We start from the raw sequence: 21,344 nt of genomic DNA, 5'->3' as shown, positions 1-21,344 counted from the left end.
CCATGACGGAGAGCCACGTCGACGTCTACGCGCACGCGAACCCTGTGTTCGTGCGTGCGGTCCGTGAACACGGCGGGCGCCCCGAGGTGCTCGATGTCGGATGCTGGAACGGCACGCTCGGCCTCACGCTGATGCGGGACGCGAACGTGGTCGTCGACGGCATCGAACGCGACGAGGTGCAAGCGCAGCACGCGCGCGACAACGGCTATCGCCGCGTTGACGTTGCGGATCTGGATCGCGGGGTGCCGCCGGCCGATGGCCGCACCTACGATTTCCTGCTGTTCGGGGATGTGCTCGAGCACCTCATACATCCAGAACAGGTGCTTGAAGCGCTCACGCCACGCCTGAAACCCGGCGGCCGCGCGATCCTTTCCCTGCCCAACATCGCGTTCGCGGCCAATCGGCTGACGCACCTGCTCGGGCAATGGGATTACGAGGATTACGGCATCCTCGATCGCACGCACCTGCGCTTCTTCACCCAGCGCTCGATGGTGAAGCTGATCGAAGACGCAGGGTTGCGCGTGGTGCGCATCGACGGGTACGTCGGCCTGCACAAGTACCCGTGGCTCATTCGCGAGCCGCTGCGTTGGATGGGACGCGCGTGGCCGAGTCTATTTGCCATCCAGATCGTGCTTGAGGCGGTGCCCGCCGCCATCAGCGCGCCGCACAAGGATTGACCGCGCGATGCTTGCCTTCCTCAAGCGCCAAGCCAACAAGTCCACGCTGATCAAGCGCGCCTACCGCTGGGCGCGCTGGAAGTGGCATGTCCTGACCGACAACTGGGGCGCCCTCGTATGGACGCGCACGCGCGAGACAACGACGCCCCTCGGATTCAAGCTCAACGCGGGCCTGCACCCAGCATACGAACAGATGCGCAACGGCACCTTCGAACCGAAGGAGACCGCGCTGCTCGCGCAACTGCTGCAGCGCACGGACCGATTCATCGATGTTGGCGCGAATCTGGGCTATTACACATGCTTAGCGTTGCAAAGCGGACGCGGCGTGATGGCGATTGAGCCGCAGCCACACAACCTGCGCAGCCTGTACCAGAACCTGATCAGCAACGGTTGGGAGCACAAGGCCGAAGTTATGCCGGTTGCGCTAGCGGCTGCGCCGGGCCTGCTCACGCTGTATGGCGCGTCGGGTCCGTCGGCCTCGCTGCTGAAGGATTGGGCGGGTTACTCGTCGCGCCACAGCCAGATCGTTGCCGTTTCGACACTGGACTACTTGCTCGCCGGGAGGTTCGACGGCGAGCGATTACTGGTCAAGATTGACGTCGAAGGCGCGGAGCTCGGCGTGCTGCAGGGCGCTGTCCACACGATGCGACGCCACCTTCGGCCGGTGTGGCTGCTCGAAGTCTGCCTGCACGAGTTCCATCCGCACGGGTTCAACCCGGATTTCTTGCAGGTATTCCAACTTTTCTGGGACAGCGGCTATGAGGCATATACCACTGAAGCGACGCCGAGCCGCGTGCCGCGCGAACGCGTCGAAGCCTGGTGGCAGGCGCGCCGAACGGATTCGGGCAGGTTCAACTACATCTTTGCCACGCCCGAAGCGGTGGCAGGCCTCACCGCACCGTAGGCACGCCGTAACGCGCCAACATCCACACCTTCCGCAGCTGCCAGCGCACGGCCGAGAACCACCGCACGACCGAGATCGTCCGCGTTGCCTGCGCTTCGTTGCGGCAGGCGCGCAGCATATTCCATTCTCGGAAGGGAGTGGCGATCGCGGGCAAATAGACCTCGCGCAGCAGCGTCGCGTTGCGTCGCAGCGCGGACAGCGCGATTCCTTCGACCAGCAGTGCCGCCAGGTGTAGCGCGAGCAGCGGCCACACCAGCCACGTTGGCGTGAGGATGATCAATGCGCGCGTCTTGTTGCGCTCGCTCAGTCGGCGGCGCTTGATCGAGGTCCGTAGCCCCGCGCCGTCATCAGCGCGATTGCCGCCGAAGGTCGCGCCCTGGCGGTGCCGGTAGCCGCTGCCGCGCAGCGCGCGTACGGCCAGACCGCGCGAGCGCGCGAGGCCGCACAAATACAGGTCTTCGCCGATCGATTCCATCCATTCCGGGAATCCGCCCAGTGCGCGCCACGTCTCGCGCGGGCACCACAGACAGGCGCCGATGACGTAGGCGACGTCGTCGCGCACTGGGTCGAGGTTCGGGATTGGGTTGAAGAACGGGTCCAGCAGGCAGCCGCGATCGACGAGTATGCCGGTGTCCCAGTCGAGCTGCGGCAGCGTGAGGATGGCCGGCCGCCCCATCAGTTCCGCCGCCTCGAGCAGGCGATCGATCGCGTCGGGCGACAGCGCCGCGTCATTGTTCAGCAGCAGCACGTAGTCGCCGCGGGCGCGCGCGACCATGCGGTTGTTGCCGATGCAGAAGCCGACGTTCTCGTCGGAGGCGATCACGTGCACCTGCGGGTAGCGTTCGCGCAGTAGCATCACCGAGCGGTCGCGCGAGCAGTCGTCGTGGACGAGGATCTCGATCGCGGCGTCAGTCGCCTGCGCCTGCACCGAGTCGATGCATGCGGGCAGCAGCGCCTCGCCCTCGAAGTTGGCGATGCACACCGAGACCCGCGGATGCGCGGGAGCCTTCAGGCCTGGGTGGAATACCACTGCCATGTGCGACGCAGGCCTTCGTCGAGATCGATGGCGGGCGACCAGCCGAAGGTCGAACGCGCGGCGGTGGTGTCGGCGGTGATGCTGTGGATGTCGACGCGACGCGCCGATTCGTAGCGGCGTTCGATCGGCCGGCCGGTGGCGGCGTCGATGCGGTCGATCAGTTTGTCGAGCGCGATACCCTCGCCGAACGCGGCGTTGAACACGTGCGCGCCCGGCTCGAACGCGTGCGCGAGCGTCGCCGCGCACAGCTCGAGGAGGTCGTCGACGTAGAGGTAGTCGCGCACCGTCGACCCGTCCCAGATCGGCAGTGGCTTGCCATGCAGCGCGCAATCGAACGCTGTGGGAATGATGCCGAAGCCGCGTCGCGCAGATTGCCCTGGCCCGTAAACGTTCGACGGACGCAGCAGGACCGCGGTGCCACCATATTGCGTCGCCCACGCGTGCAGGAAATGTTCGGCTGCAGCCTTGCCGGCGCCGTGGTAGGAGCGCGGGCGCAGTGGGTCGTCCTCGCGTGCGGGCACGTCGCGATCGCCGTACAGGGTGCCGCCGGAGGAGAGAAAAAGCAGGCGGCACGACGGGGTGTCCTGCAGTGCTTCGATCAGGGCCAGCGTCGTGCGCAGGTTGCCGTCAAGCTGCGGTTGCGCGGCGCTGCTGCCCGGAGTGCTCGACGATGCTGCATGCACGACCGCACGGCACTGCGGGACCCATCGCCTGAACTGCGCAACGTCGTCATACGCGGAGACCGCATTGCTGATGCCGGAGTGCGCGAAAGTGGCCGGCCTGGGTGTCGCTGCGATCACGTCAACGCCGCTTGCCGCCAGGCGTTCGGCGAGATGGCGGCCGATGAAGCCGCCGGCTCCGAGGACGAGGATTGCGTCGCTCATCGAACGGGCTGTCCACACAGCGAGTGGTACAGGGATGCGTAACGTCCGGCGCAATCGTCCCAATCGCCGATCCGCGCTTTCGCCCAGTCGCGCGCGTTGTTGCCCATCTTCTGGTTGCGCATTGGATCCTCGATCGCGGCGATCCCATCGGCCATCCCGGCCGGATCGTCGCACAGCCAGCCGGTGCGCGCGTGGGCGACGATGTCGGTGTGTGCGGCCAGGCGTGAAGCGAGGATCGGGAGCCCCGCTGCCATGGCTTCGAGCATGACCTGTGGCCGGCCTTCGGCGTGGCGACTCAGGGTGAGCAGGCCGCAGGCGCTCGGAAACCATTCGCGGCACAGTTGTGTAGGCGTGGCGGTGCCGTGGTAGCGGACCCATCCGGGAACGTCGATCGCCTCCTGCCTGGGCCCGAACAGATGCAGTTCGCGCTGGGTGCCCGCGAAATGCGGTGCACACCACTCGAACAGAGGCCCCAGCTTGCCCGCGGTCAGGCGGGTGACTGCGAGCCAGCGCGCGGGCGCGCCTCGCGGCGGTGCCCGTTCGATGCGATACCAGCTGCCATCGATCCCGAGTGGCACGGCTTGCACGGTTGCGATGTCGCCGAACGCCTGCTTCAGCGGCGCCACCATCCAGTCGGCGTTGGGGCAGAGGGCCACTTGGCGCCTGCGCATGACCCGGCGCAGAAGCACGCGCATGCCGGGCAGGCCGAGCAGTTGCAGGTCGGTGCCCAGGACCGAGACGAGTAGCGGCTTGCGGTCGTCCGGCAACGCCAGTGCATTCTGCAGCCAGTTGATGTGGTAGAGATCGCAATCGCTGCGCCGGTAGGCCCCACGCAGGCGATGCAGCAATTGCAGTGCCCGCGTCAATCCCGCGAGCTTGTCGTTGCGCAACACATGGGCGATCCCGCCCGCGTCCATCAGTCGCTGCAACCAGGCGGCATCTCGCGCGGTGGCGGCATAGACGGTTCCCTGGGGAATATCGCCAGGCGGCAACCACAGCCGCAGCACCATATCCCGGCGCTGTGCCAGGGCCTCGACCAGGCGCTGGATGAACAGACCTTTCCAGTCGTCCGGCGAGGATGGGTACGAGGTCCCGACGAACAGGATGCGCAAAGGCGCACGATGGGTGCCATCCTCATGCTTATCCAGTGCCGCCGAGGCGCTCACTGCGGGGCGGCTGGGCGATTGACCGACTTTGCCGTGTCGATCCGTGTCCGCAGCCAACGCATGCCGGCGACATCGGTCGTATTCGATGGATCAACGCGTGCAAGTGCCTCGACATAGGTGCGCTCGGCACCGTCCAGGTCGCCGGTCTGCAGTTGCGCACGCACCAGCAATTCCGCCGCGGCCGGATCTGTTCCAGGCTGCCAGGCGAGGAGCGCCTGTTCGCGCGCCCGTGGCCAGTCGCCGCTGCGCGCGTAAAAGCGGGCGGCGAAGTTTCGCAGCCGCCATTTCGCCCATTCCGCGTCGGGCTGCGCCGTTGCGCGATCCAGCAGCGTGTCCAACGCATCGCCCAGCATGCGATCGGTCACCGCACCGCAGCCCCGACGGGTGTTGTCCAGCAGCAGGCCGAAGAACTCAGGGTCAGCATAGATCACGCGCGGCGGAAACCAAGCCAGCGCCTGCCGCAGGTCGTCCGGATTCCCGTCCCTGTGGAGCGCGCAGTCCAGGTAGAGGCGGTTGAAGTAGCCCATCGCGCGCGTACGGGGATTGTCCGCCGCAATGAGGCGATCCAGCGCCCCTGTCACCGCCTGGGTGTTGTCCTGCTGCAACGCCACCTTCACCAGCGCCATGTTGGCACGCAAGGATTGCGGATGGCTCGTCACCGCGCTGATCGCCAGCGTCTCCGGTGAGCTCCAGACACGGGCGCGGCCATGGGTGCCGAAGGCTAGAAGTGCGACCACGCCCACCGCCAGCACTGCGCCGATGCGGCCTGGGCGCAGGCCTGCCTTGCCCAGCGCATCGCCGCCCGCCACCGCCAGTCCTACTGCGGCATAGAGCACACCGACCATCGGAAGGTAGTTGCGATGCTCGAAGTATAGTTCCAGCGGCAGCACGCTGGACTCGATCGCATGCCCGACCAGGAAGATGCCCCAGCCGACGAATAGGGCCGGGATGCGTTTCCGCAGTTGCCAGGCTGCCAGCGTCACTGCCGCCAGCACGAGGATAGCGACCAGCGTCGTGGGGGGCGAGAGCAAGCCGGTGGAGATCGCGTAGTCGTCGGTGTACACGCCCATCGATGGCGGGTTGGGTGCCAGGATCTTCCAGAGGTAATCGCACAGCGCACGCGCCTGGGTCAGCAACCGTTGCTGCCAGTCGAAGTCGCGGACCAGATAGCCGCTGGTGATGCGCGCCGGGTTGATTGCCAGAAGAGCAACGCCCAGCAGGAAGGGCAGGGCCAGGCAGGTACCGAAAAAGGCCTTGATCGCAGGTGGACGTGTTGTGTCCCGGTAGCAGCCGAGCTCAAGCACCAGGCACAGCGCAGGAAGCAACAGTGCGTTCTCCTTCGACAAGAAGCCCGCCACGAGCAGCAACGGAATACCGAAAAACAGCATGGCGACCGCGGTGCGGTGGTGGCTGCGCGTGGTGATGCGGTCGCGCATGGCCAGGTAAAGCCACATGCCGGCCAGCATGCACAGCACCGAAAGCTGCGCCATGCGCTGCACCGCGTATAGCACCGTGCCGGCATTGAGCGGATGCAGCAGCCACACTGTCGCGACCAGCGCGGCGACGATGCCGGCGCGGCCGGCCATGCGCGGATCGCACAGCGCGATGCGCCGTACCAGCGCGAACACCAGGCCGCCCGTCAGCAGATGCACCAGCAAGTTGCCCAGCTTGAAGGCGAACGGCGCGTAGCCTCCCAGCCAGGCGCTCAGCGCTAGGCTGGCCATGGCGAACGGTCGCCCGAACATGCCGGAGCGGCCGTCGAACAACACCGCCCGCAGAGGCGTCTCGCCCTGCAGCCAGCGCTGCAGGACTTCGAGGTTGTAGTGGTCGTCGAGCAGCAGCGGGCCACGCAGGCCGACCCAATAGACGCAAACCGTGACCAGTGCGGCCATCAGGAGACCAATCCAAGGATGGCGAATAAGATTTCTCAGCATTGAGAATCCAGTAGCGTCATGAGTGTGTACCAAGCTAGCAGGCCGCGCACTTGATGTGGTCCCAAAGACAAAGCCCCGGATGTACCGGGGCTTTGCAAGACGCGAAGAACTCTTGGATCTGCAGATTACGGCGCCGGGCAGTCGGTGGGGGTGTTGGTGGCGCTGAAATCGATGCCGTCGGAGTCCGTCGGTTCGCATTCCCACATGATGCGGCCGGCGGGGCCGGACGGGAAGGACGGCGTCAGGGTTACTTCGACCCAGTTCGCTGCAGCATCGACACCATCGCTGGTGTTGCGGCCAACGAGTTGGCCCAGACCGGTGCACTTTGCAACGCCGGCGCAAAGTGCAGCGTTCGTCAAGGCAGCGCCTGCCCCAAAGTTCTCGCCAACCTTGATCTTCTCGCCGGCGAGGCCGCCGATGGCATTGGTGACCTTGGCCTTGACGGTGTAGTCGCGGTAAGCCGGCAGCGCGATGGCCGCCAGGATGGCGATGATCGCAACCACGATCATCAGTTCGATCAGGGTGAAGCCCTGCTGCATCTTCTTCATGGTGTTTCCCCTAGGAGTTGTTGAACTTCACGTGCCCGGTCGCCGGTATCGCCGGTCCATCGGGTAGCCGTGCGACGCCGCACGTGCAGGGATACGGACGCAGAACGCGTGCCAAACGCAGAGGCATGGTGCAGGTCGCGTTGAATCCGTGAGTTGGGTCACGGTTCGATTCTGAACGGATAATGACAGGTGCCCCAGAGCGTCGTCTTGTGACGTGAGACGGCAGTATGGCGTCACCGCGTTGGATGGTTTGCGTCGGTCGCAAGACGCTTGCCGCGTCGGCATCGGCGCACTTGAGTCAACGGACCACGCGCAATGGGTGCCCGGTGCGGGCGTCGAGCAGCATCACTCCACCACCCACCCGGAGCGAGAACGCGGCGATGGTGCGCACGCCATTCGGCTCCGGCAGTTGGCTACTTAGTGCCTTGTCGGGCGCCCTCGCCTTGCCCAATACGTCATTGGCAATGCGGTCGTAGGGGATGTAGAGGTCGGGATCGCGCAGGGGCCCGCTGTTGCCGGCCATGTAGGCGAACAGGAATTCCTCGCGTGCGACCGGACTCGACAGGTCCACACCCACCAACCAGGGGCCATGCCGGTGGAAACGCGGCCATCCTACCTTCGCCATCCGCGCGGGAGCGTCGTCTGGCAGTTCGCTGGCGAACACCAACGCAAACGCCTGTTGGCTCCCCGCCAGAACCAGGGGGCGATTGAGCCACAGCGTGTGCACGCCGTAGGCCAGGAAAGCGGCCTGCGCCAGGGCGATGACCCAGAGGTCGAGGCGCATGCCGGGCTTGCCGCGGCGATACACCAGCAGGGTCAGCAGCGGGCCAAGCACCACGTCGGCACCGATCATGATGCCGAACAGGCGCTGCACTCCGGACAGGTGCCACAAGCCCGCCGGGAACCACCACAGGACCGCGGCGACCGCGATCGTACCGATGACCACCAAGCTGATCGCGGCGTGCAGGCCGGATGCGGACCAGCGAGATGCGGGCGCGTGCAGTTGCGCCATCACTGACCTCCTTTACCCCCGTGCTGGCGCGGAAATCTAACGCAACGGGCGCGTGCAGGTGAAGCGCGCTGATCCGCCTACAGTGCAGCGAGCGTTACGCCAACGCGTGCCCAGAAGACTCAGTCGATACCCAGCTTCTTCAGCTTGTAGCGCAGCGCGCGGAAGGTGATGCCCAGGGCGCTGGCGGTCTTGGTCTTGTTGTAGCGATTGTCCTGCAGGGCCTGTTCGATCGCCTTGCGTTCGAGCAGTTCCATGTATTCGGGCAGGCGGCTGCTGGCGGTGTCGTAGGGGCTGAGCGTGCGCGGGTCGGAGGCGGCGGCCGGCTGCGGTTGCGGCGCAGCGGGGCCGGCCGCCGGCTGGGTCTGGCTGCCGGGCACGGGCGCGGCCAGGGGCAGGCGCAGGTCGCTGGCGCCGATGCGGGCATCGTCGGCCATGGCCAGGGCGCGCTCGAGGATGTTCTCCAGCTCGCGCACGTTGCCGGGGAAGGGATACCTGCGCAGCGCTTCCAGCGCGTCTTCGCCCAGGGTCGGCGCGGGCTGGCCCGGCCGCGAGAGGCGCAGCAGGATCTCGTCGGCGAGCGGCTTGAGATCCTCGCCGCGCTCGCGCAGCGGCGGCACGCGCATCTCGATCACGTTGATGCGGTAGTACAGGTCGTGGCGGAAACGGCCGTCGGCGACCAGCGCGGAGAGGTCCTTGTGGGTGGCCGAGAGCAGGCGCACGTCCACCGGCACCTCAGCCTGCGCGCCGACCGGGCGCACCGATTTTTCCTGGATCGCGCGCAGCAGCTTGACTTGCATCGGCAGCGGCAGCTCGGCGATCTCGTCCAGGAACAGGGTGCCGCCATTGGCGGCCTGGAACAGGCCGGTCTTATCGACGTGGGCCCCGGTGAAGCTGCCTTTCTTGTGGCCGAAGAACTCGCTTTCCATCAGTTCGGCCGGGATCGCGCCGCAGTTGACCGGCACGAACGGGCCGCTGGCGCGTCCGCCTTCGTTGTGGATGGTGCGCGCCACCAGCTCCTTGCCCACGCCCGACTCGCCGCTGATGTGCACCGGCGCCTGGCTGCGTGAGACCTTGGCCACGGTGTCGCGCAGCTGCTGCATGGCCGGGGAGTTGCCGGTGAGCCGGCCCACGCGCGCGATGCCGTTGCCGGTCGGCACCTTCAGGCCCAGGTCCAGCGCGCGCTGCACCAGGTCGCGCAGCACGTTCAGGTCCACGGGCTTGCTGAGGAAGTCGAAGGCGCCGGCCTTGAGCGCTTCCACCGCGGCTTCGACGTTGCCGAAGGCGGTGATCATGGCCACCGGCAGCTGCGGGTGCTGGCTGGAGATCTCGGCGATCAGGTCCAGCCCGCTGCCATCGGGCAGGCGCATGTCGGTGAGGCACAGATCGTAGTTGCCGCTGGCCAGCTGGGCGCGGGCCTCGGCCAGGGTGGCGGCGGTGTCGGTGCGCAGGCCCATGCGTCCCAGGGTGAGCACCAGCAGTTCACGGATATCGCGTTCGTCGTCGACGATCAGGACGCTGCGGGGTGCAGTCATGGACGCGACCTTCGCCTTGGGGGATGGGGCAAAGTGTGACGCTTTGCGTCATCAATGCGCAATCACCCCGTCAGCAGGCCCTGCGGTGCCGACAACGTGACCCGGAAACAGCCGCCCCCGCCGGCCGCGCCCACATAGTCCAGGCTGGCCTGGTTGGCGTGGCACAGCTCGCGGGCGATGTAGAGGCCCAGCCCGGTGCCCGTTTCGGAGGTGGTGAAGAAAGGGCGGAACAGCTGCGTCAGCACGCCGGACGGGATGCCTGGGCCACGGTCGAGCACGTCGATGACCGGAGCGCCGTCCAGCACGTGCACGTTCACCGATACCCGCGGTGCCTGGCCGGGCAGGTAGCCGTGGGTCAGCGCGTTCTGCACCAGCACGGTCAGCACCTGCTGCAGGTGGCGGGGGTCGACCATGGCCGGCACGGGCTTGCTGGGCCCGGTGGCCTTGAGGCTGCCGTTGTCCTCGGGCAGCACCTGGCGGTAGTCCTCGACGAAGCGGCGCACGAACTGCGCCAGGTCGACGTGCTCGGGGTTGGCGCGTTCGCGCCGGGCCAGGCTGAGCACGCTCTCGACGATGCCGTTGGTGCGCTGGCACTGCTGGTGCACGATCTGCAGCAGGCGGCGATCGGCGTCGCCGATCTCGCGCGATTCCTCGAGCAGCTGGGTGGCATAGCTGATCGCGGCCAGCGGGTTGCGGATCTCGTGCGCCAGGCTGGCCGAGAAGCGGCCCATGGCGGCCAGGGTGAGCGATTCGGCGCGACGCGAGAGCACCGAGGCATCGTCCAGGAACACCAGCGTGCTCTGGCTGGACGCCATGAGCTGCACGAACCGCGGCAGCACCTCGATCTGGTCGTCGCCCAGCGCCAGCGGCGGGTGGTCGGGATCGTGGTCGCGGCGCCAGGCAGCCAGGCGCTCGGCCAGCGGCGGCGACACCTGCGCCAGGTCGCTGCCGCTCATGTCCCGGCCCGACTGGCCGAGCAGCAGCAGCGCGGCTTCGTTGACCATGCGGATCTGGCGGTTGGCGTCCACCAGCAGTACGCCGGTGCGCATGCGGCGGATGATCAGCTCGTTGAGCGCGGCCATGTCGGCCACTTCGGCGCCGCGCCGCGCCGCCAGCGCCTGCTGCGTGCGCATCTGCCGTCCGAGCAGCCAGGTCAGCCCCGCGAACGCGCCGTAGCTCACCGCGAACATCAGCCGCTCGGCGAACGGCTGCGCGGCGCCTGGATCCATGACGCGGTTCCAGATGTACTCGCCCAGCAGCGCCGCCGCCGCCAGCATCGCCGCGGACATGCCGTAACGCAGCGGCAGCAGCAGCGAGGCCGAGCCGACGTTGAACAGCAGCATCATCGCGATGCCCGATGCCGCCGCCGGGTGCGCGTGCGCGGCCAGGGTGGCGACGCCGATGTCCACGGCGGTGCCGACCAGCACGTACCAGCGCAGCGCGCGGCCCTGGTGTGCCCAGAACATCAATGCCAGCGATGCCGGCAGGTAGAACAGGGTGACCGCTGCGCCGAGCTGCGGCAGCCGTGGAGTACCGAACAGCGCGCTTTCCGGGCCGAAGAAGATCAGCGCCAGCAGCGCCGCTTCCAGCAGCCGGTATAGGCCGAAGAAGTACACCTCCCGGCGCACGGACTCATCCAGGGGCAGCGCTTCGGCGGTGCGTCGGGCCACGGGGCGATCCGTACGGGGTCGGCGGAGTATAGGCAGGGAGTGGGCGTGGGATCGGCTCGGCCGCCTATGGGAGCGACTTTGTGGCAGCGCCCTCTGTGGGAGCGACCTTGGTCGCGATTGCTCTTGCTTGGGCCAGGAAAGGCATTGGTCCCTGGCCAGAAAGGCATTCGCGGCTGAAGCCGCTCCCACGATTGTGGCGGCCGCCCCGTGGGAGCGCCCCCGGATCAAGTCCGGGGCAGGCTCTTGATCGCGATTGCTCTTGCTTGGGCCAGAAAAGGCATTGGCCCCTGGCCAGAAAGGCATTCGCGGCTGAAGCCGCTCCCACGAAGTCGCTCTCATACGGGGCCTACTGCATGCCCGGCGACAGATTTTGCCGCGCTGCCGCAATCTGGGCGAAAATGCCGGTTCCAACGCGGTACCCCTCCCGCCCGCACCCCGCGCCGGCCTGCCCGGCGCCCGTAGCGCGCGGCGTGCCTTCCTTCTCTCCCGGTGAGCAATGAATTTCCACGAATATCAGGCGAAACAGCTGTTCGGCGACTACGGCATCGCAGTCCCCGCAGGACGCGTGGCCCGTACCGCCGACGAGGCGGTCGACGCCGCCAAGGCGATCGGCGGCGACTTCTGGGTGGTCAAGGCGCAGATCCACGCCGGCGGCCGCGGCAAGGCCGGTGGGGTGAAACTGGCCAAGACCTTGGACGAGGTGCGCGAATACGCCAAGGGCATGCTCGGCACGAAGATGGCCACCTACCAGACCGCCGGCGTCGAGCTGCCGGTCGACAGCGTGCTGGTGACCCAGGCCACCGACATCGCCAAGGAGCTGTACCTGTCGGTGCTGGTCGACCGCGCGACGCAGTCGGTGACCTTCATCGCCTCCAGCGATGGCGGCGTGGAGATCGAGAAGACCGCGGTGGAGAATCCCGACGCGATCAAGACCCTCAACGTGAACTTCGTGCAGGGGCTGCAGCCCTACCAGACCCGCGAGCTCGGCTTCGCCTTAGGGCTCACCGCCAAGCAGGTGAACCAGCTGAGCAAGATCATGCTGGGCCTGTACAAGCTGTTCAACGAAAAGGACCTGGCGCTGGTGGAACTCAACCCGCTGGCGATCCTGAAGAACGGCGACCTGGCCGTGCTCGACGGCAAGATCAATTCCGACGACAACGCCAGCTTCCGCCATCCGGAACTGGTGGCGATGCGCGACATCCGCCAGGAGGACGAGACCGAGGTCAAGGCCAGCCAGCACGACCTCAACTACGTCACCATGGACGGCGACATCGGCTGCATGGTCAACGGCGCGGGCCTGGCCATGGCCACGATGGACGTGATCAAGCTCGAGGGCGGCACGCCTGCCAACTTCCTCGACGTCGGCGGCGGCGCCAACAAGGAGCGCGTGACCGAGGCGTTCAAGCTGATCCTGTCCGATTCGGGCGTGAAGGCGATCTTCGTCAACATCTTCGGCGGCATCGTCCGTTGCGACATGATCGCCGAGGGCATCATCGCCGCGGTCAAGGAAGTCGACGTCAAGGTGCCGGTGATCGTGCGCCTGGAAGGCACCAACGTGGAGGAGGGCAAGGCCCTGCTGAAGAACAGCGGCCTGGCCATCACTCCGGCCGACGACATCAACGACGGCGCGAAGAAGGCCGTTGCCGCAGCCAAGGCTGCCTGACGCGAGCCGATTTTCCAGCCCCCTTGAGTCAAGGGGGCGACCCCGGCGCGCAGCGGCGGGGTGGGGGTTGTGGAGGCATGCCCTGACGGACAAGGAGTTTCATTCCTTGTCCGATGCGGCCGAAGCAATCGACATCCGAATACGAAGGAACTCCAAGAAATGTCCGTCCTGATCAACAAGAACACCAAAGTGATCGTGCAGGGCTTCACCGGCCAGCAGGGCACTTTCCACGCCGAACAGATGCTCGAATACGGCACCAAGGTCGTCGGCGGCGTCACCCCGGGCAAGGGCGGCACCGAGCACCTGGGCCTGCCCGTGTTCAACACGGTCGCCGATGCGGTCGCCGAAACCGGCGCCGATGCCTCGGTGATCTACGTACCGCCGCCGTTCGCGGCCGACGCGATCCTGGAGGCGGCCGATGCCGGCATCCGGGTGATCGTGTGCATCACCGAGGGCATCCCGGTGCTGGACATGCTGCGGGTCAAGAACACGCTGAAGGGCTACGACGACGTGGTCCTGATCGGCCCCAACTGCCCCGGCGTGATCACCCCGGGCGAATGCAAGATCGGGATCATGCCCGGCCACATCCACAAGCCCGGCAAGATCGGCATCGTCTCGCGTTCGGGCACGCTCACGTATGAAGCGGTGAAGCAGACCACCGACGTCGGTCTTGGTCAGTCGACCTGCATCGGTATCGGCGGCGACCCGATCAACGGCACCAACTTCATCGATGCGCTCAAGCTGTTCCAGGACGATCCTCAAACCGAGGGCATCATCCTGGTCGGCGAGATCGGCGGCTCGGCGGAAGAGGAAGCGGCCGAGTTCATCGCCGAGCACGTGACCAAGCCGGTGGTCGGCTTCATCGCCGGCGCGTCGGCGCCCAAAGGCAAGCGCATGGGCCATGCAGGCGCCATCGCCTCGGGCGGCGCGGGCACCGCGGAAGGCAAGTTCGCCGCGCTGGAGCAGGCCGGCGTCACCACGGTCAAGTCGCCCGGCGATCTGGGCGCGGCGATCGCCAAGCGATTGGCGGGGTAACCGGAAGCTTTGTAGGAGCGCCGCTTCGGCGCGACCCCAGTCGCGGCAAAGTGCCGCTCCTACAAACGGCCTGACGCCACGTCCGGACGGCTTCTTGCCAGGGACGTGTTCTGTTGACATGCGCCAGATTGATGCGCATATTCCATGCGCATACGGGAGGGCCGCCCATGCGCATCCGCGAAGACTACGCAGGCTATGGCAAGCGTGCGACCAACGTCAGCATCAATCAGGGCCTGCTGGAGGCCGCCAAGGCGCTGGACATCAACCTGTCCGCAACGCTGGAACGCGCGCTGGAAGCGGAAGTCCGTGCCCGCAAGCGCGAGCGTTGGCGGGAGGAAAACCGCGGCGCGATCGAGGGCTACAACGCCTGGGTGGCCGAACACGGCGTACTGAGCTCGATGTTCCGCAAGCGGTGATGCGCCAGTTTTGCGTTTACCGGAATCGGAATGCAGCCACGCGCTCTGCGTATCCACTGCTGCTGAATGTGCAGAGCGATCTGATCAGCGAGACCGGCACCCGCATCGTCGTACCGATGGTGCCGGCGTCGGGCGACCGGCACCCACCGCCGATCTCGTCGCTGGCTCCACTCATCGACGTCAACGGCAAGGCCCACGTACTGATGACACCGTTGCTGAGCGCAGTGGAACTGGCCGATCTTGGTGCGCTTGAAGCCGATCTTGGGTCCGAACGCGGCGTCATGTTCGCGGCGCTCGATCTGTTGATCTCGGGAATCTGAGCCGATGTCTGCTTCCCTTCGCATCGCCCTGGCCCAGTTCGACTTCCCGGTCGGCGATATCGCCGGCAACGCGCGACGGATCGCGGATTTCATCGTCCAGGCGCGCGATGTGCACGGCGCCGATCTGGTGCTGTTCCCCGAACTGGCGCTGTCGGGATATCCGCCCGAGGACTTGCTGATTCGCCCTTCGTTCCTGCGCGACTGCGAGGCCGCGCTGCAGGGCATCGCCGCTGGTGTCACGGGCATCGTGGCGGTGGTCGGTTGGCCACAGTCCGCCGGCGCGGTGACCTACAACGCCGCCAGCGTTCTGCGCGACGGGGCCATCGCGGCGACCTATCGCAAGCGCGAACTGCCCAATTACGCGGTGTTCGACGAGCGTCGCTACTTCGATGTCGATCCGGACGACGAATCGTGCGTGTTCGATGTCGCCAGCCGCGCTTCTAATGGGAGCGTGACGGTCGGCCTGGTGATCTGCGAAGACCTGTGGTTCGCCGAACCGCTGGCGAAAACCGTGGCCGCCGGCGCGCAGCTGGTGCTGGTGCCCAATGCCTCGCCGTTCGAGCGCGACAAACATGCCCAGCGCGACGCGCTGCTGGCGCAGCGGGTGGCCGAGACGAAGGTGGCCATCGCCTACCTCAACGCGGTCGGCGGGCAGGATGCGCTGGTGTTCGACGGCGCCTCGGTGCTGGCCGATGGCGACGGCCTGGTGCATGCCGCCGCGTGCGCGTTCGAGGACCACTGGTTGGTGGCCGACTACGATCCGGCTACGCGCAAGTTCACGCCCGTGGCCTGGCCGGCCGAAAAGGACGAGGGTCGCGAGTCCCTGGCCTGGCGCGCGATCGTGCGCGGCACCCGCGACTATTGCGCCAAGAACGGCTTCGGCAAGGTCTGGCTGGGCCTGTCGGGTGGGATCGACTCGTCGCTGGTGCTGGCGGTCGCCGTCGATGCCCTGGGCGCGGACAACGTCACTGCCGTGCGCATGCCCTCGCGCTATACCGCGGGGATGTCCAACGACCTGGCCCAGGAGCAGTGCGACGCGCTGGGTGTGCGGCTCATGGCATTGCCCATCGAGCGGCCGTTCCAGGGCTTTCTGGACGCGCTCTCACAGACCTTCGAGGGCCATGCGCCGGACACCACCGAGGAAAACCTGCAGTCGCGCACCCGCGGCGCGCTGCTGATGGCGCTGTCCAACAAGTTCGGCGGCCTGCTGCTGACCACCGGCAACAAGAGCGAATACGCGGTCGGCTACGCCACCATCTACGGCGATATGTGCGGCGGTTATGCGCCGATCAAGGACCTGTACAAGACCGAGGTGTTCGCGCTGGCCAGGTGGCGCAATGCGATTGCCGGGTCACCGGTCATTCCCGAGGCGGTGATTTCGCGACCGCCGTCGGCAGAACTGCGCGAGAACCAGACCGACCAGGACTCGCTGCCGCCCTACGATGTGCTCGATGCGATCCTGCTGCGGCACGTGGACCAGGAGCAGTCGCGCGACGACATCGTCGCCGCCGGATTCGACCCAGGCACGGTGGATAAGGTGCTGCGCCTCGTGCGGATCAGCGAGTGGAAACGGCACCAGGCCGCACCGGGACCGAAGGTCTCACGCCGTGCCTTCGGGCGTGAGCGGCGTTACCCCATCACCAACAAATATCCTGCGTAGGTCGGGGCTACGTCCCCGACGGTCGGTTTCATGCGTGCGTCGGCCACGTAGGGCCGACCTACGCTGTTCCCCTACAAACGCGAACGCCGCCTGGAGGCGGCGTTGAGCGTCACGCGGAGCATTACGCCCCGGCTCAGTTGTTGTCCAACGCCGACTTCTCGCCCGCGAATGGATTGAGCTTGCGGAACTTCGAGGGGTAGTCCGGCCAGTCGCCGCTCAGCCACGGGTGGCTGGGCTCGTTCAGCTGCAGCACGCGGCGCGCGTCGTCGGCCAGGGTCTTGTTGCCGAGCTGGGTATAGGCCTCGCCCATGACGGCGACCGCATCATTCTGGAACTGGGTCTGCGGATAGGTTTCGACCAGATACTTAGCCCGATTCGCGGCGGCGACATAGGCGCCGCGGCGCAGGTAGTAGAGCGAGGCTTCCATCTCGTGGCGCGCGAACATATTCCGCAGCGCCTGCATGCGCTCACGCGCATCGGTCGCATACCGGCTGTTGGGATAGCGCGAGGTGACGATGCTGAAGTCGTTGTGGGCCTGCATCGGCGTGGCCAGGTCGCGACGGCTCGCGTCGAGCTTCCAGACCTTCTGCAGGAACACCGTGTCGCGGCTGGAATTCACCAGTCCGCGCAGGTAGTACATGTAGGCGGTGTTGCGGTGGGTGGGATAGGTGCGGAGGAAACGGTCGATCGACGAGATGGCCTCGTCGTTGCTGCCCATCTTGAACTGGGCATAGGCGGTTTCCACCAGCGCCTGTTCGGTGTAGGAGCCGTAGGGGTACTGCGCCACCAGGCGTTTGTAGGTCTCGACCGCGCGGCTCCAGTTGCCGTCGATCATCGACTCGTGGCCCTTGTTGTAGAGGGTTTCGACGGGCAGGCCCTCGTTCGCGTCCTCGTCCTTGAACATTCCCTTGATCCGCGAGCAGCCGGATACCGCGAAAACGGAAACCAGCACTGCCATCAGCACAAAGCGGGGCAGCAGCTGACGGTCAAAGCGGAAGCGTGGGGTCATGGGCTCGAAGGCGAGGGCGCCGGGGGCACGAAGGCCGGATAATAGCAGTCCCCTTGCGCGGGCCACCTGCCGCGCCCTGAACCGGAAACGATGAGCACACCCGAACTCCCTGCGCAGCCGGCGCGCACCCAGCAGGTCCCGGACAGCGCCGCCGGTCGCCGTTTCGACGCGGTCCTGGCCGAGCTGTTCCCCGAGTATTCGCGCTCGCGGCTGTCGGAATGGATCAAATCCGGCGCGGCCCTGCTCGATGGCCATCAGGCGCGTCCCCGCGATCCGGTGCGCGGCGGCGAGCTGGTCAGCCTGCAGGTGGTGCTCGAAACCCAGAGCCACGACGCGCCCGAGGACATCCCGCTGTCGGTGCTCTACCAGGACGCCGATGTGATCGTGCTCGACAAGCCCGCCGGCCTGGTCGTGCATCCGGGTGCCGGCAACCCCGGCGGCACTCTGGTCAATGCGCTGCTGCACTTCGATCCGGCCCTGGCCGCGCTGCCGCGCGCGGGCATCGTGCACCGCCTGGACAAGGACACCTCCGGCGTGATGGTGGTGGCGCGTACGCTGCCTGCGCACACCTCGCTGGTGGCGCAGCTGTCCGAGCGTGACGTGCACCGCCAGTACCTTGCGATCGTCATGGGTGCGTTGGTTTCCGGCGGCAGCATCAGCGCGCCGATCGACCGCCACCCGCGCGATCGCGTGCGCATGGCGGTGCGCGAGGACGGACGCGATGCGACCACCCACTATCGCCTGCGCGAGCGCTATCGCGCCCACACTGCGCTCGAATGCCGGCTGGAAACGGGCCGCACCCACCAGATCCGGGTGCATATGCAGCACCTGAAGCATCCGATCCTCGGCGATCCGCTGTACGGCGGCGCGCTGAAGCTGCCCAAGGGCGCCTCGGACGAACTGGTCGGCGTACTGCGCGGTTTCCGCCGCCAGGCGTTGCATGCCGAGACCCTGGAGTTCGCGCATCCGGTCAGCGGCGCGCCGGTGCGGTGCACTGCGCCGGTGCCCGAAGACATGCAGCAGCTGATGCGGGCCTTGCGCCAGGACGCGGCCGATCACGCGGAGCGGCGGTGAGCGAACGCGGCTCGGGCGTGCTCCAAGCGAACTGGCCGACTCCGCCGGGCGTGCATGCATTCACCACGTTGCGCTCCGGCCCGGGGGTCTCGGCGCCGCCATTCGACCGTTTCAACCTCGGCTCGCGCTGCGGCGACGATCCGCTCACCGTGGAAGCCAACCGCCGCGCCCTGGTCGAAGCCTACGGCCTGCCCGCCGCGCCGTGCTGGCTGCGCCAGGTGCATGGCACCGGTGTGGTGCGGCTGACGACCCTTGCAGGAGCGCCCCATGCAGGAGCGACATCAGTCGCGAGCCCTCCACCCCGAACCACACAGACCTCTGCCGGAGGAGACCTTCCGGAAGAGGCCGGCGAAAGCTCGCGACTGACGTCGCTCCTGCCGGGCCTGGAACTGAGCGAGACGGACGCCGAACCCGAGGCCGACGCAGCCGTCACCTCCACGCCGGGCGTGGTGCTGGCGATCCTCACCGCCGACTGCCTGCCGGTGGTGTTCGCCGCCGCCGATGGCAGCGAGATCGCGGCTGCGCACGCGGGCTGGCGCGGGCTTGCGAAGGGCGTGCTGGAAGCCACCGTTGCCGCCATGCATACGCCCCCAGCTGCCGTGACCGCTTGGCTCGGGCCGGCTGCCGGCCCGCAGGCCTATGAAGTCGGGGAAGAGGTCTTCGAGGCGTTCGTCGCGCCTCATCCTGCTGCGGCCCACGCCTTCATCGCAACCCGTCGCGATCACTGGCACGTCGACCTGTATGCGCTGGCCAGACAGCGTCTGCTCGCCGCCGGCGTGCACGACATCCACGGCGGCGGGCTGTGCACGATTTCCGATCGGGCCGCCTTCTATTCGCACCGTCGCGACCAGCGCACTGGACGCATGGCGACCGTGGTCTGGCGCACGTAAGGGCATTGCTGAGAGCGTACGCAAACGCCCGCAGGCGCAGCCGGTACAACGCGCCGTGTGCTAGGCAGCGGCGCCCGGTGTCGCAGGGGACGGTTCTGGCGTCGCCGTTTCCTGGCTGCAGCCGCGCACGACGGAGAACGTCAGCACCAGCAGCACCACCAGGCCGAGCGGCCACATCCACCACACTCCGGTGTTCGCGAGCGCGCCGTGATCGTTGGTGGCGGTGGTTTCCGCGGCCGGTGCGGCAAACCAGCGGTCGTAGTCGGCAGGCCGCGCCTCGGGAATCGCTCCACCACGCGTGACCAGTCCGACGATCTTGGGCAGCAGCCACGCGCCTGCCAGGTTTACTGCGACGGGCGGCATCCCCAGCCGCGTAGCGATGTTGCGCGCCGGCGATTCTCCGAAGCCGGCGCTGAACTGGTCGGGCTGGAGCACGTTATCGCCGGGCGAAGTGCCGATCCAGGAGGAGAACAGGGCGCCGAGCCCGACGTCGGCAAAGCGGCTGCGCATGCCGGAGAAGCCGCCGCTGCCGCTGTTGAAAACGGCATCCACCAGCATGCGCACGAAACGCGCGCTGTCGTCGCCCAGGTGGAAGCGGCTATCCGCTTCGCGGATCAGCGACTCGAACATGCCCTGCCTCCCTTCGGTGTGCCCAGTGACGGCGATGCACGGGTCCGGACTGCGGAAGGGTGCGATGCATCATCTGCCCTGAGCCCGTGCAACCACCGTGAAACCGTGCGCGAGCGCGATCCGCGGCGCCGATGGCGCCGCAGGCGATGCGCGCGCGATCACGTCGTCGACGGCGATGTGCGGATCGGCAACTGGTATCGCTGGATATAAGGATCGAGCAGGCCCTGCGCCCACACGTACCAGCCCGCGCCGGCGATCAGCGCCAGCAACACGATCAGCCAGAACAGCCAGCCCGCACCGCGGCGATCCTTGCGCGGCGGATGCACGGCCGGCCGCCAGGTGTCCGGCCGGCCACGCGCGTCGAACACGGCGTCCGGATCCGGGGGGTTCGTATGCGCAGGACGACCGAACGCCGCGGCCATGTCGGCCAGGCGCTGTTCGGCAGGATCCAGCGGAGTGCGCGCGGTGCTTTCGTGCTCGCGCCGCACATCCACCGGCGAGCGCACCGCCGGCGATTCCGGCGCGAAGGACGGCTCGCGCCGCAGCGGCTGCGAGGTGACCGCGGACGGGCGGGGGTCGATCTGCGGCGGCTCGAAGCGGGCAGGGCCGTCGAAGGGACGGCGTTCCTCGCCGGGCACGATGTAGCCAGGGTCGTAGGCCGATTCGTTGCCCGAGAGGCCGCCTGCGCCTGCGATCAGGCCATCGGCGCGCGGGCGTGTGCCGACGCCCGATGCGTCGGCCTCGCGGGCGACCGCGGCAAGCGGCGTGGCGGCGCCGAACCCGCCGGGGATGCGTCCGCCCGGGGTCAGTTCCGCCACCAGCCGCGGCAACACGCCTGCGATCGCGGCCGCGATCGTGGCCCGGCTGGCGCCCAGGCGCGTGCCCCAGTCGTTGAGCAGGCCCTGTCCGAACACGGTGCCCACGTCGCTGGCGGTCAGGCCGCCGGCTTCAGGGTTGCCCAGCCATGACGACAGCAGCTCGCCATGGCCCTGCTCGCGGAAGCCTTCGATGAAGCCGCCGAAGCCGCCGCGCCGGTCGTTGTGGATATAGGCCACCAGCAGGCCGAACAGGTCGCGTCCTCGGTCGCCCAGGCCGTAGCGTTCCGACAACTCGTTGACCAGCGAATCGAACATGACGGCTCCACGGTGGCTCGGGGGAAGCAGGGATGCTAGCGGCGCCGCACCGCGAGGGTATGAACGCCGCCCTTGCGGGATCGGGGGCGGGTGTGTGGGAACTGCTGCGGGGGCGGCCTTGGCCGCAATGGCCTTCTGGCAAGGCTGGAGA

General features: G+C 67.4%; 20 protein-coding genes. 9 read left to right on the top strand and 11 right to left on the bottom strand.

Annotated features, from left to right (window positions below; all coding sequences use genetic code 11):
• The first annotated feature begins 2 nt into the window (after window positions 1–2).
• Window positions 3–677 carry a class I SAM-dependent methyltransferase gene (locus MC380_RS15230; protein ID WP_242165746.1) on the top strand — a complete coding sequence of 225 codons (675 nt, stop codon included), beginning with the start codon at window positions 3–5 and terminating at the stop codon, window positions 675–677.
• 7 nt (window positions 678–684) lie between these two features.
• Window positions 685–1,581, top strand: coding sequence for an FkbM family methyltransferase (locus MC380_RS15225; RefSeq protein ID WP_242165744.1), 897 nt, complete (start codon window positions 685–687; stop codon window positions 1,579–1,581).
• On the opposite strand, the gene MC380_RS15220 is transcribed toward MC380_RS15225, so the two are convergent.
• The 8 genes from MC380_RS15220 to MC380_RS15185 form a co-directional block, all read right to left on the bottom strand.
• The gene (locus tag MC380_RS15220) at window positions 1,568–2,617 is read right to left on the bottom strand and encodes a glycosyltransferase (protein ID WP_242165742.1); all 1,050 of its coding nucleotides are present in this window, start codon (window positions 2,615–2,617) and stop codon (window positions 1,568–1,570) included. The genes MC380_RS15225 and MC380_RS15220 overlap by 14 nt on opposite strands.
• A complete protein-coding gene (locus MC380_RS15215; protein ID WP_242165740.1) occupies window positions 2,590–3,501 on the bottom strand; it encodes an NAD-dependent epimerase/dehydratase family protein in 912 nt (303 codons plus the stop codon). The genes MC380_RS15220 and MC380_RS15215 overlap by 28 nt, the downstream gene beginning before the upstream one ends.
• Window positions 3,498–4,667 carry a glycosyltransferase family 4 protein gene (locus tag MC380_RS15210; protein WP_242165738.1) on the bottom strand — a complete coding sequence of 390 codons (1,170 nt, stop codon included), beginning with the start codon at window positions 4,665–4,667 and terminating at the stop codon, window positions 3,498–3,500. Before MC380_RS15210 ends, MC380_RS15215 begins: the two co-directional genes overlap by 4 nt.
• A complete protein-coding gene (locus tag MC380_RS15205; protein WP_242165736.1) occupies window positions 4,664–6,559 on the bottom strand; it encodes a hypothetical protein in 1,896 nt (631 codons plus the stop codon). The genes MC380_RS15210 and MC380_RS15205 overlap by 4 nt, the downstream gene beginning before the upstream one ends.
• Before the next feature lie 167 nt (window positions 6,560–6,726).
• Window positions 6,727–7,149, bottom strand: coding sequence for a prepilin-type N-terminal cleavage/methylation domain-containing protein (locus MC380_RS17965; protein WP_277929988.1), 423 nt, complete (start codon window positions 7,147–7,149; stop codon window positions 6,727–6,729).
• Between the two features lie 298 nt (window positions 7,150–7,447).
• Window positions 7,448–8,161: a hypothetical protein gene (locus tag MC380_RS15195; RefSeq protein ID WP_242165734.1), complete on the bottom strand. Its 714-nt coding sequence runs from the start codon at window positions 8,159–8,161 to the stop codon at window positions 7,448–7,450.
• Window positions 8,162–8,280: 119 nt separating this feature from the next.
• Window positions 8,281–9,693: a sigma-54 dependent transcriptional regulator gene (locus MC380_RS15190; protein ID WP_242102803.1), complete on the bottom strand. Its 1,413-nt coding sequence runs from the start codon at window positions 9,691–9,693 to the stop codon at window positions 8,281–8,283.
• 62 nt (window positions 9,694–9,755) lie between these two features.
• A complete protein-coding gene (locus MC380_RS15185; protein WP_242165732.1) occupies window positions 9,756–11,363 on the bottom strand; it encodes a HAMP domain-containing sensor histidine kinase in 1,608 nt (535 codons plus the stop codon).
• 496 nt (window positions 11,364–11,859) lie between these two features.
• On the opposite strand from MC380_RS15185, the gene sucC reads away from it, so the two are divergent.
• The 5 genes from sucC (at window position 11,860) to MC380_RS15160 (ending at window position 16,457) form a co-directional block, all read left to right on the top strand.
• Window positions 11,860–13,026: an ADP-forming succinate--CoA ligase subunit beta gene (gene sucC / locus MC380_RS15180; RefSeq protein WP_242102805.1), complete on the top strand. Its 1,167-nt coding sequence runs from the start codon at window positions 11,860–11,862 to the stop codon at window positions 13,024–13,026.
• Window positions 13,027–13,185: 159 nt separating this feature from the next.
• Window positions 13,186–14,061: a succinate--CoA ligase subunit alpha gene (gene sucD, locus MC380_RS15175; protein WP_242102806.1), complete on the top strand. Its 876-nt coding sequence runs from the start codon at window positions 13,186–13,188 to the stop codon at window positions 14,059–14,061.
• Window positions 14,062–14,228: 167 nt separating this feature from the next.
• Window positions 14,229–14,477: a type II toxin-antitoxin system CcdA family antitoxin gene (locus tag MC380_RS15170; protein WP_242102807.1), complete on the top strand. Its 249-nt coding sequence runs from the start codon at window positions 14,229–14,231 to the stop codon at window positions 14,475–14,477.
• Window positions 14,477–14,797 (top strand): CcdB family protein, encoded by a 321-nt coding sequence (locus MC380_RS15165; RefSeq protein WP_242102808.1) that lies wholly within the window; start codon window positions 14,477–14,479, stop codon window positions 14,795–14,797. The genes MC380_RS15170 and MC380_RS15165 overlap by 1 nt, the downstream gene beginning before the upstream one ends.
• 4 nt (window positions 14,798–14,801) lie before the next feature.
• Complete coding sequence (locus MC380_RS15160; protein ID WP_242165730.1) at window positions 14,802–16,457, top strand: NAD+ synthase; 1,656 nt, start codon at window positions 14,802–14,804, stop codon at window positions 16,455–16,457.
• Window positions 16,458–16,590: 133 nt separating this feature from the next.
• Here the strand turns inward: MC380_RS15160 and MC380_RS15155 are convergent, their stop codons facing one another.
• A complete protein-coding gene (locus MC380_RS15155) occupies window positions 16,591–17,466 on the bottom strand; it encodes an outer membrane protein assembly factor BamD (RefSeq protein ID WP_242165728.1) in 876 nt (291 codons plus the stop codon).
• Window positions 17,467–17,556: 90 nt separating this feature from the next.
• On the opposite strand from MC380_RS15155, the gene rluD reads away from it, so the two are divergent.
• Both rluD and pgeF read left to right on the top strand, forming a co-directional pair.
• Entirely contained in the window at window positions 17,557–18,540 is a 984-nt protein-coding gene (rluD, locus tag MC380_RS15150; RefSeq protein WP_242165726.1) for a 23S rRNA pseudouridine(1911/1915/1917) synthase RluD, read from the top strand.
• On the top strand, window positions 18,537–19,430 hold the full coding sequence (gene pgeF, locus MC380_RS15145) for a peptidoglycan editing factor PgeF (RefSeq protein ID WP_242165725.1): 894 nt from the start codon (window positions 18,537–18,539) through the stop codon (window positions 19,428–19,430). Before rluD ends, pgeF begins: the two co-directional genes overlap by 4 nt.
• A gap of 60 nt (window positions 19,431–19,490) precedes the next feature.
• Here pgeF and MC380_RS15140 read toward each other — a convergent pair whose 3' ends face one another.
• Together MC380_RS15140 and MC380_RS15135 are read right to left on the bottom strand one after the other, a co-directional pair.
• Window positions 19,491–20,060 (bottom strand): YidB family protein, encoded by a 570-nt coding sequence (locus MC380_RS15140; RefSeq protein ID WP_242102813.1) that lies wholly within the window; start codon window positions 20,058–20,060, stop codon window positions 19,491–19,493.
• Between the two features lie 158 nt (window positions 20,061–20,218).
• Window positions 20,219–21,193, bottom strand: coding sequence for a YidB family protein (locus MC380_RS15135; RefSeq protein ID WP_242165722.1), 975 nt, complete (start codon window positions 21,191–21,193; stop codon window positions 20,219–20,221).
• Window positions 21,194–21,344: the final 151 nt, after the last annotated feature.

It is taken from the genome of Lysobacter sp. M15 (genome assembly GCF_022662515.1).
Taxonomy (GTDB): domain Bacteria; phylum Pseudomonadota; class Gammaproteobacteria; order Xanthomonadales; family Xanthomonadaceae; genus JAKPBU01.
Note: the sequence above shows the minus strand (reverse complement) of the source record. Positions and strands in the feature narration are given on the sequence as shown.

Coding starts and splice junctions, on each gene's coding strand:
- sucD (WP_242102806.1), top strand. CDS start 13,186: ATGTCCGTCCTGATCAACAAGAACACCAAAGTGATCGTGCAGGGCTTC.
- MC380_RS15190 (WP_242102803.1), bottom strand. CDS start 9,693: ATGACTGCACCCCGCAGCGTCCTGATCGTCGACGACGAACGCGATATC.
- MC380_RS15160 (WP_242165730.1), top strand. CDS start 14,802: ATGTCTGCTTCCCTTCGCATCGCCCTGGCCCAGTTCGACTTCCCGGTC.
- MC380_RS15155 (WP_242165728.1), bottom strand. CDS start 17,466: ATGACCCCACGCTTCCGCTTTGACCGTCAGCTGCTGCCCCGCTTTGTG.
- MC380_RS15140 (WP_242102813.1), bottom strand. CDS start 20,060: ATGTTCGAGTCGCTGATCCGCGAAGCGGATAGCCGCTTCCACCTGGGC.
- rluD (WP_242165726.1), top strand. CDS start 17,557: ATGAGCACACCCGAACTCCCTGCGCAGCCGGCGCGCACCCAGCAGGTC.
- MC380_RS15195 (WP_242165734.1), bottom strand. CDS start 8,161: ATGGCGCAACTGCACGCGCCCGCATCTCGCTGGTCCGCATCCGGCCTG.
- MC380_RS15135 (WP_242165722.1), bottom strand. CDS start 21,193: ATGTTCGATTCGCTGGTCAACGAGTTGTCGGAACGCTACGGCCTGGGC.
- MC380_RS15220 (WP_242165742.1), bottom strand. CDS start 2,617: ATGGCAGTGGTATTCCACCCAGGCCTGAAGGCTCCCGCGCATCCGCGG.
- MC380_RS15170 (WP_242102807.1), top strand. CDS start 14,229: ATGCGCATCCGCGAAGACTACGCAGGCTATGGCAAGCGTGCGACCAAC.
- MC380_RS15215 (WP_242165740.1), bottom strand. CDS start 3,501: ATGAGCGACGCAATCCTCGTCCTCGGAGCCGGCGGCTTCATCGGCCGC.
- MC380_RS15165 (WP_242102808.1), top strand. CDS start 14,477: ATGCGCCAGTTTTGCGTTTACCGGAATCGGAATGCAGCCACGCGCTCT.
- MC380_RS15230 (WP_242165746.1), top strand. CDS start 3: ATGACGGAGAGCCACGTCGACGTCTACGCGCACGCGAACCCTGTGTTC.
- MC380_RS15225 (WP_242165744.1), top strand. CDS start 685: ATGCTTGCCTTCCTCAAGCGCCAAGCCAACAAGTCCACGCTGATCAAG.
- MC380_RS17965 (WP_277929988.1), bottom strand. CDS start 7,149: ATGAAGAAGATGCAGCAGGGCTTCACCCTGATCGAACTGATGATCGTG.
- MC380_RS15205 (WP_242165736.1), bottom strand. CDS start 6,559: ATGGCCGCACTGGTCACGGTTTGCGTCTATTGGGTCGGCCTGCGTGGC.
- sucC (WP_242102805.1), top strand. CDS start 11,860: ATGAATTTCCACGAATATCAGGCGAAACAGCTGTTCGGCGACTACGGC.